Genomic DNA, 6,325 nt, shown 5'->3' with positions numbered 1-6,325 from the left:
CCCCTCGGGGTTCCGGGCCCTTCCGCGTGCCGGGGCTCAGGCCTCCGGGTGGCTCTGCGCGGCGGCGGCCGCCTTGCGCTCCTTCTCGGCGCGCTCCTCGGCCTCCATCTCGGCGAAGACGTCGATCGGCGGCGGGGCCTTCGCGAGGAACACCCAGGTGAGGTAGACCGCGAGCAGGAACGGCGGGATCTTCAGGGCGACGAGGACCCAGCCGAACTTGGTGGTGTCGGCCCACCAGTACATCGGGAAGAGGATCGCGCACTTGCCGAGTAGGATCAGGCCCCAGGCCCAGCTGGCCTTGGTGTAGGCCTTCTTGCGGCCCGGGTTGCGGGTGCGCCAGGAGAGGTTCTCCTTGAAGACCGGGCCGAGGATCAGGCCGATCAGGGGCACTCCGGCGAGCGCGGTGACGATGTACGCGAGGGCGAGGCCCAGGGTGTACAGCATGCCCGGCAGGTAGAAGTCCTTGGCGTTGCCCGTCATCATCGCGAAGACGACGCCGAAGGCGACCCCGAAGACGCCGCTGAACGCGTGCTTGACGGTGTCGCGGCGGATCAGCCGGACGGCGACCAGGACCAGCGAGACCGCGAGCGCGGCGATCGCCGAGACGTGCAGGTTCTTGTTGATCGTGAAGATCGTGACGAACAGCAGGCCGGGCACGACCGTCTCGACCATGCCGCGCACGCCGCCGAAGGCCTCGAAGAGCGCGGCCTCCGTCACGGCCCTGTCGGCCTGGGTGTCCTGGTCCGGGGTCGACTGGGCCGCCGTCGGCTTGTCGAGGGACGTCACCGGCTACTCCTGTCCGAGCGGTCGGAGCTCGTATTTGGGGTTGAAGAGGACCCGCCGGCCGTGGCTCATCGAGATCCGGCCGGAGGCGATCAGCTTGCGACCGGGTTCGATGCCCACGATGGAGCGGCGGCCGAGCCAGACGACGTCGAGCGGTGCCGTGCCGTCGAAGAGTTCGGCCTCCAGCGCGGGTACACCGGCCCGGGGACGCAGCGTGACCGTGCGCAAGGTACCAGTCACCTTGACTATCTGGCGGTCGGAGCAGTCGGAGATACGTGTGCACCCCGACGCTTCGGCGTCCTCCTGGAGCTCCTCCGACTCCAGGTCCTCCGGGGAGGAGGAGAGCCGGTCGAGCATCCGGCGGAACCTACCGGCCGGCTTCTCTGTACGTGGTGCAGCACTCATACAGAAAGCGTACCGGCCACCGCTGTCACCGAGGCCGGCCCCGGGCGACCGCTCCGTTCACCGTTCGAAGCGGTAGCCCATGCCCGGTTCGGTGACGAAGTGGCGCGGGTGCGAGGGGTCGGCCTCCAGCTTGCGGCGCAGCTGCGCCATGTACACCCGGAGGTAGTTGGTCTCGGTGCCGTACGACGGTCCCCAGACCTCCTGGAGCAGCTGCTTCTGGCTGACCAGGCGGCCGCTGTTGCGGACGAGGACTTCGAGGAGGTGCCACTCGGTGGGGGTGAGCCGGACGTCCCGCCCGTCGCGGTGGACCTTCTTCGCCGCGAGGTCGACGGTGAAGCCCGCGGCCTCGACCACGACGACGCCGTCCTCGGCGCCGCCGACCGGCTCGGCCCTGCGCACGGCCGCGCGCAGCCGGGCGAGGAGCTCGTCCATGCCGAAGGGCTTGGTGACGTAGTCGTCGGCGCCCGCGTCGAGCGCCTCGACCTTCTCGTCGGAGGTCTGGCGGGCCGAGAGGACCAGGATCGGCACCCTCGTCCAGCCGCGCAGGCCCTTGATGACCTCGACGCCGTCCATGTCGGGCAGGCCGAGGTCGAGGACGACGACGTCGGGGTGGCGCTCGGCGGCGAGCTTGAGGGCGGTGGCGCCGTCGGGCGCGGCGTCGACCTCGTACTTCCGTGCCTTGAGGTTGATCACCAGGGCGCGGACGATCTGCGGCTCGTCGTCGACCACGAGGACCCGGGTCATGGAGGGGGCCTACCTTCTGCAGAGACCTGCTGTACGGGAACGGGTGCGGGGACGGGGTGCGGTACGGGTGCTGGGTGGCGCGGGGACGGGGTGCGGCGGGGACGGGGTGCTGTACGGGGCGGGGTGGCGCGGGGGCGGATACGGGTGCGCGGCCGGGGCACGGGCGCAGGCGCGGGCGTCAGGTCACGGCGTGCGCCGGGAGGTCGGCGGGGGGTGCCGGGACACCGCCGGGCGCGGCCCGGAGGGTGAGGACCATGGTGAGGCCGCCGCCGGGGGTGTCCTCGGCGCCGAGCGTGCCGCCCATGGACTCCACGAAACCGCGGGCCACCGCGAGCCCGAGGCCGACGCCGGAACCGCGCGGGGCGTCGCCGAAGCGCTGGAAGGGCTCGAAGATGCCGTCCTTGGCCTCGTCGGGCACGCCGGGGCCGCGGTCCACGACCCGCAGTTCGACCCGGTCCCCCAGCGTGCTGGCGGCGACGGCGACGGGCACGCCCTCGGGGCTGTACTTCACGGCGTTCTCGACGATGTTGGCGACGGCCCGCTCCAGGAGGCCCTTGTCGACGTCGACCATGGGCAGCGACTCGGGGATGTCGAGCTCGGCGCTGCCGTCGGGTACTCCCCCGAGGGCCATGGGGACGACCTCGTCGAGGTCGACGGTCCGGATCAGGGGGGTGACGGTGCCGGTCTGGAGGCGGGACATGTCGAGGAGGTTGCCGACGAGGTGGTCGAGGCGGTCGGCGCCGGCCTCGATGCCCTCCAGGAGCTCGGCCCGGTCCTGCTCCGACCATTCGACGTCGTCGGAGCGCAGCGAGGAGACGGAGGCCTTGATGCTCGCGAGGGGGGTCCGCAGGTCGTGGCTGACCGCGGCGAGCAGCGACGTACGGATCTTGTTGCCCTCGGCCTGCTTCCTGGCCTCCTCGGCCTCGCCCACCAGGCGCTGCCGGTCGAGGACGACGGCGGCCTGGGCGGCGAAGGCGCCGAGCACCCGCCGGTCCTCCGCGGGCAGCACCCGGCCGCTGAGGGCGAGGGCCAGGTGGTCGCCGACGGGCATGTCGACGTCGGCGTCCTCGGGCCGCACCGCCGGGTGGGGACCCACGCTCGCCGCCCGCGTCCACGGCTCGACCTCGTCGAGGCGCTCCAGGAGGGCCACCGACTCCATGGAGAAGGTCTCGCGGACCCGTTCGAGGAGGGCGTCCAGGCTGGTCTCGCCGCGCAGCACACTGCCCGCGAGGTAGGAGAGGACCTCGGACTCGGCCCGCAGCCGGGCGGCCTGGTGGGTGCGGCGGGCGGCGAGGTCGACGACCGAGGCGACCGACATCGCGACGCCGAGGAAGACGGCGATGGCGACGATGTTCTTGGGGTCGGCGATGGTGAGCCGGTGGATCGGCGGGGTGAAGAACCAGTTGAGGAGGAGCGAGCCCGCGACGGCCGAGGCGAGCGCCGGCACGAACCCGCCGAGGAGGGCCGCGGAGACCGTCAGGGCGAGGAAGAGAAGCATGTCGTTGGCGAGCCCGAGATCGGCGTCGACATGGGTGAGGAGCAGGGCGAGGGCGGCGGGTCCCCCGACGCCGACGACCCAGCCGCCGAGGATGCGGGAGCGTCCGAGGCGGGCGCCGCGCGCGACCGGCAGTCCCCGCCCCTTGGCCACCTCGCCGTGGGTGACGATGTGGACGTCGAGGTCGGTCCCGGAGTCCCGGGCCACGGTCTGGCCGACGCCGGGCCCGAACGCGTACTGCCAGGAGCGGCGGCGGCTGGAGCCCAGCACGATCTGGGTGGCGTTGACCCCGCGGGCGAACTCCAGGAGCGCGGAGGGGATGTCGTCGCCGATGACGTGGTGGAACGTGCCGCCGAGGTCCTCGACCAGGGTCCGCTGGACGGCGAGCTCCTTCGGCGAGGCCGAGGTGAGTCCGTCGCTGCGGGCTATGTAGACGGCGAGGACCTCGCCGCCGGCGCCCTTCTCGGCCAACCGGGTGGCCCGCCTTATCAGGGTGCGTCCCTCGGGTCCGCCCGTCAGGCCGACGACGATCCGCTCCCGGGCCTGCCAGGTCGAGCGGATGTTGTGCTCGCCGCGGTACTGCTGGAGGTACTCGTCGACCCGGTCGGCGGTCCAGAGCAGGGCCAGCTCGCGCAGGGCGGTGAGGTTGCCGGGGCGGAAGTAGTTGGAGAGGGCCGCGTCGACCTTGTCCGAGGTGTAGACGTTGCCGTGGGCCATGCGGCGCCGCAGTGCCTCCGGGCTCATGTCGACCAGCTCGATCTGGTCGGCCCGGCGCACGATCTCGTCGGGGACGGTCTCCCGCTGCCGTACCCCGGTGATCGACTCGACGACGTCTCCGAGCGACTCCAGGTGCTGGATGTTGACCGTCGACACCACGTCGATGCCGGCGGCGAGGAGCTCGGCGACGTCCTGCCACCGCTTGGGGTTCCTGGACCCCGGCACGTTCGTGTGGGCGAGCTCGTCGACGAGGGCGACGGCGGGGCGGCGGGCCAGGACCGCGTCGATGTCCATCTCGGGGAAGGCCGTCCCCCGGTAGTCCAGGGTGCGGCGCGGCACCTGCTCCAGGCCGTGCAGCATGACCTCCGTGCGCGGCCGCCCGTGGTGCTCCACGAAGGCCACCACGCAGTCCGTGCCGCGCTCCACCCGCCGGTGCCCCTCGGAGAGCATCGCGTAGGTCTTGCCGACGCCCGGCGCAGCGCCGAGGTAGATCCGAAGCTTGCCGCGTCCCATGGCTCGACCATACGTCCAGCCAAACGGACATTCCGCACACGGGGAGGGGCCCCGGTGCGGTATTGACGTGATTCTGATGTCGATTCCGTCGGCCCGGGATGTCGAGAACGCCGGACCGGCTCCGACCTCACGGTGACAGTGGCCCCGGGCGCCGCCCGGGACGTGACGCACATCCGAGGAGCACCCCGTGAAGTACATGCTGTTGATGCAGTTCAACGCGCAGAGCCTCGACGTCCCCTCGATCGGGGAGTGGCAGCCCGAGGAGATCCGGGCGCACATCGCGTTCATGCGGACCACGAACGAGAAGCTGGCGGCGGCGGGCGAGCTGGTCGACGCGCAGGGGCTCGCGATGCCGGAGACGGCGCGGATCGTCCGGGCGGCGGCGGACGGCTCGGCCCTGGTGACCGACGGCCCCTTCGCCGAGACGAAGGAGTTCCTGGCCGGCTGGTGGATCGTCGAGGTCCCCTCGCAGGAGCGGGCCGTCGCCATCGCGGCCGAGGTCTCGGCCGCGCCCGGCCCCGGCGGCGCCCCGATCAACATGCCCATCGAGGTGCGCGAGGTCATGTCCGAACCCCCGGCGGAGCTGGGCGCGGAGGGCTGAGACCCCCGGGGCAGGCCTGCCGGTCGGCCCACCCGCGGGCCCGGCTGCGCGGCGACTCGGGGTCCGGGGCGCGCTCGGAGTGCGCATCGGTTCGACCCGGCTGTGCGACGACTCGGACCCGGGGCGCGCAGCAGCTCCGGCCCGGGGCGCGACGACTCAGGCCCCGGCTCCGCGGCGGCTCGGGGCCGGTCCGCCCCGAGTCGCCGCGCCCGGTCCCTCAGTGCTCGATGATCTCGCCGTCGCTCAGTTCGAGGACCCGGTCCGCCAGGCCCAGGAGCTGGGGGTCGTGCGTGGCGACCAGGGCCGTACAGCCCTCGCTGCGGACCACGGCGCGCAGCAGCTGCATGACGGCGAGGCCGGTCTCGGCGTCCAGCTGTCCCGTGGGTTCGTCGGCTATCAGCAGGGCCGGCTTGTTGGCGAGGGCGCGGGCGATGGCGACGCGCTGCTGCTGACCGCCGGAGAGCTCGCCGGGCCGCTGCTCGGCGTGGTCGGCGAGCCCGACGAGGCCGAGGAGCAGGGCGACCCGCTCCTCGCGCTCCTTGGGGTCCGCCTTCCGCAGGCGCATGGGCACACCGACGTTCTCGGCGGCGGAGAGGATGGGGAGCAGTCCGAAGGACTGGAAGATGAAGCCGATGCGGTCGCGGCGCAGCTCCAGGAGCCCGCTCTCACCGAGCGTGGAGAGGTCGGTGCCGTCGATGACGATCCGGCCGCCGTCGGCGCTGTCGAGGCCGCCCACCAGGTTGAGCAGGGTCGTCTTGCCGGAGCCCGAGCGGCCCTTGAGCGCGACGAGCTCGCCGCGCGGGATGTCGAAGGAGACCCCGCGCAGGGCGTGGACGGCCGCCTCTCCCGTGCCGTACGAACGGCGCAGGTCCTCGACGCGGACCATCGGCGGGCCGGCCGGGTCCTCGGCCACGGCCGTCGCGGACCCCGTGCTGCTCTCACTCACCTGAGTTCCCCCTCCTCGAACATGTGCGCCCGCCAGTATGGTCCGCGGCCACCCCCCGCGGCCAGAGCCGGAGGCCGGACCTGTGGAAAACGCTTGCCGGAACGGCCGGTGGGCCGCTTCC

The 6,325-nt window shown here is 72.7% G+C and carries 6 protein-coding genes; 1 reads left to right on the top strand and 5 read right to left on the bottom strand.

Annotated features, from left to right (window positions below):
- Positions 1–36 precede the first annotated feature (36 nt).
- The 4 genes from ACFCY7_RS39220 to ACFCY7_RS39205 all read right to left on the bottom strand — a co-directional run bounded on the left by ACFCY7_RS39220 (position 37) and on the right by ACFCY7_RS39205 (position 4,657).
- Positions 37–786, bottom strand: a complete 750-nt coding sequence (locus ACFCY7_RS39220) for a DUF3159 domain-containing protein (RefSeq protein WP_376490866.1) — start codon at positions 784–786, stop codon at positions 37–39.
- A 3-nt stretch (positions 787–789) separates the two neighbouring features.
- Complete coding sequence (locus ACFCY7_RS39215) at positions 790–1,188, bottom strand: OB-fold nucleic acid binding domain-containing protein (RefSeq protein WP_015036728.1); 399 nt, start codon at positions 1,186–1,188, stop codon at positions 790–792.
- Between the two features lie 57 nt (positions 1,189–1,245).
- The gene (locus ACFCY7_RS39210) at positions 1,246–1,932 is read right to left on the bottom strand and encodes a response regulator (RefSeq protein ID WP_362566103.1); all 687 of its coding nucleotides are present in this window, start codon (positions 1,930–1,932) and stop codon (positions 1,246–1,248) included.
- 178 nt (positions 1,933–2,110) lie between these two features.
- Positions 2,111–4,657 (bottom strand): DUF4118 domain-containing protein, encoded by a 2,547-nt coding sequence (locus ACFCY7_RS39205; protein WP_376490865.1) that lies wholly within the window; start codon positions 4,655–4,657, stop codon positions 2,111–2,113.
- 196 nt (positions 4,658–4,853) lie between these two features.
- On the opposite strand from ACFCY7_RS39205, the gene ACFCY7_RS39200 reads away from it, so the two are divergent.
- The gene (locus tag ACFCY7_RS39200; protein ID WP_376490867.1) at positions 4,854–5,258 is read left to right on the top strand and encodes a YciI family protein; all 405 of its coding nucleotides are present in this window, start codon (positions 4,854–4,856) and stop codon (positions 5,256–5,258) included.
- A gap of 217 nt (positions 5,259–5,475) precedes the next feature.
- Here the strand turns inward: ACFCY7_RS39200 and ACFCY7_RS39195 are convergent, their stop codons facing one another.
- Entirely contained in the window at positions 5,476–6,204 is a 729-nt protein-coding gene (locus ACFCY7_RS39195; RefSeq protein WP_376490864.1) for an ABC transporter ATP-binding protein, read from the bottom strand.
- Positions 6,205–6,325: the final 121 nt, after the last annotated feature.

The sequence above is a fragment of the Streptomyces sp. NPDC056361 genome (assembly GCF_042262805.1).
Classification (GTDB): domain Bacteria; phylum Actinomycetota; class Actinomycetes; order Streptomycetales; family Streptomycetaceae; genus Streptomyces.
The sequence above is the reverse complement of the archived record's forward strand: the minus strand, read 5'-3'. Positions and strand labels throughout refer to the sequence as shown.

Bases quoted from the DNA above. Each gene is read 5' to 3' on its own strand.
- ACFCY7_RS39215 (WP_015036728.1), bottom strand. From the start codon at position 1,188: ATGAGTGCTGCACCACGTACAGAGAAGCCGGCCGGTAGGTTCCGCCGG.
- ACFCY7_RS39210 (WP_362566103.1), bottom strand. From the start codon at position 1,932: ATGACCCGGGTCCTCGTGGTCGACGACGAGCCGCAGATCGTCCGCGCC.
- ACFCY7_RS39205 (WP_376490865.1), bottom strand. From the start codon at position 4,657: ATGGGACGCGGCAAGCTTCGGATCTACCTCGGCGCTGCGCCGGGCGTC.
- ACFCY7_RS39200 (WP_376490867.1), top strand. From the start codon at position 4,854: ATGCTGTTGATGCAGTTCAACGCGCAGAGCCTCGACGTCCCCTCGATC.